2 protein-coding genes are annotated in these 2114 nt (G+C 71.9%); both read left to right on the forward strand.

Translation table 11 applies throughout. The annotated features are described in order from the left end of the window. The first annotated feature begins 113 nt into the window (after nucleotides 1-113). On the forward strand, nucleotides 114-1130 hold the full coding sequence (locus BJP40_RS02535) for a carbohydrate ABC transporter permease (protein ID WP_071278271.1): 1017 nt from the start codon (nucleotides 114-116) through the stop codon (nucleotides 1128-1130). Nucleotides 1131-1133: 3 nt separating this feature from the next. Further along, nucleotides 1134-2027: a carbohydrate ABC transporter permease gene (locus tag BJP40_RS02540; protein ID WP_071278258.1), complete on the forward strand. Its 894-nt coding sequence runs from the start codon at nucleotides 1134-1136 to the stop codon at nucleotides 2025-2027. Nucleotides 2028-2114 lie beyond the last annotated feature (87 nt).

Consider the following 2114-nt stretch of genomic DNA (forward strand, 5'->3'; position numbering starts at 1 on the left):
TCCCCGCCCCTCCGTCCCGCTTCCACCCCTCCATACCGCTGTCGGTCCCGGGCCGGGGCCGTGTCGCCGCCCCCGACCGCCCGACGTCTGCACCGACCTGGAAGGACGCCCCCGTGGCCACCTCCGTCCAGGCGGCGGACGGCGGCACCTCACCGCCCTCCCCGCCTCCGCCCCCCTCCACGTCCCGGAACAAGCGGTCCCGCCGGCCGCCGGCAGGCGCCGGCTGGCGCAGCAGGCTGTACCGCTGGGACCTCAAGGCGACGCCGTACGCCTTCATCGCGCCCTTCTTCCTGACCTTCGGGGCGTTCGGGCTCTTCCCGCTGATCCACACGGGCTGGCTCTCGCTGCACCGGGTGGAGCTGGGCGGTGAGGCCGAGTGGCGCGGCTTCGACAACTACGCGGCGCTCCGGGACAGCGACTTCTTCTGGAACGCCCTCGCCAACACCTTCACCATCGGGGTCATCTCGACGGTCCCCCAGCTGCTCATGGCGCTGGGCCTGGCGCACCTGCTGAACTACAGGCTGCGGGGCCGCGGCTTCTTCCGGGTCGCCGTCCTCGCCCCGTACGCCACGTCGATCGCCGCCGCGACGCTGGTCTTCGCCCAGCTCTTCAACTCGGACTACGGGCTGATCAACACCGTGCTCGGCTGGGCCGGGTTCGAGCCGGTCGACTGGGAGTCGTCGAAGTGGCCGGCGCAGATCGCCATCTCCGCCATCGTCATCTGGCGGTGGACCGGCTACAACGCGTTGATCTACCTGGCCGCGATGCAGGCGGTGCCGCAGGACCTGTACGAGGCGGCCTCCCTGGACGGGGCCTCCCGCTGGCGGCAGTTCGTCAGCGTCACCATCCCGTCCATCCGGCCGACGATCCTCTTCACGATCGTCGTGTCCACGATCGGCGCCACGCAGCTGTTCGGCGAGCCGATGCTGTTCGGCGGCAGCCTCGGCGTCAGCGGCGGCAGCGGCAACCAGTTCCAGACGCTGAGTCTGCTGATGTACGAGAAGGGCTGGGTCACGGGCGCCCTGGGGCAGGCCTCCGCGATCGCGTGGGTGATGCTGCTGCTCCTGCTCCTCATCGGCGGGCTGCGGCTGCTGCTCGCCCGTGCCGGCCGCAAGAAGCAGGGGGTCTGACCGATGGCGCTCACCACCGGCCGGCCGGCGCGCAGGCGCGGGCCACGGCCCGCGTTCAGGCAGACCGCGGGCCGCCAGCACCACGCAGGGCCGCTCACGTACGTCCTGCTGGGGTTCGCGGCCCTGCTCTCCCTCTTCCCGCTGTACTGGAACCTCGTCGCCGCCTCCCACTCGGGTGAGCGGGTCGTGGAGGCCCCGGCGCCGCTGCTGCCCGGGCCCCGGCTGCTGGACAACCTCACGTTCGCCTGGAACCAGGTCGACATGGGCGAGGCCCTCGTGAACACGACGGTCGTCGCGGGGCTCGTGGCCGCGTCCACGGTGGTGTTCTCGACGCTGGCCGGTTTCGCCTTCGCCAAGCTGCCGTTCAGCGGCCGGAACGTGCTGCTGGCCCTCGTGGTGGCGACGATGACCGTGCCGCCGCAGCTGAGCGTGATCCCGCTGTACCGGATCATCACCGACCTGGGCTGGGTGGACCAGCTCCAGTCGGTCGTGCTGCCGTCGCTCGTCGCGGCGTTCGGCGTGTTCTTCATGCGGCAGTACCTGCTGGAGGCGCTGCCCGTCGAGCTGATCGAGGCGGCCCGCGTGGACGGGGCGCACAGCCTGCGGATCATCTGGCACGTGGTGTTCCCCGTGGCGCGGCCCGCGATGGCGGTGCTCGGGATGCTGGTGTTCGTCCAGGCGTGGAACGACTTCTTCTGGCCGTTCATCGCGCTCACCCCGGACGGCAACCCGACCCTCCAGGTGGCGCTGGCCGGGCTGGGCTCGGGCAACCACACCATCGACCAGGCCATCGTGCTGACCGGCGCGCTGATCTCCACCGTGCCGCTGCTGCTGGTCTTCGCCGTACTGGGCAAGCACATCGTGGGCGGCATCACCTCGGGCGCGGTCAAGAGCTGACGCCCCGCGTCCGCCGTCCCTGCCCCTCCCGCTCCACGGCGCCGTCGTCCCCGCCCGCTGCCGGCGCCGCGGTCCCCCGCCCCTCCG

Origin of the sequence: Streptomyces sp. CC53 (assembly GCF_001865245.1) — a bacterium.
GTDB lineage: Bacteria > Actinomycetota > Actinomycetes > Streptomycetales > Streptomycetaceae > Streptomyces.

Coding starts and splice junctions, on each gene's coding strand:
- BJP40_RS02540 (WP_071278258.1), top strand. CDS start 1,134: ATGGCGCTCACCACCGGCCGGCCGGCGCGCAGGCGCGGGCCACGGCCC.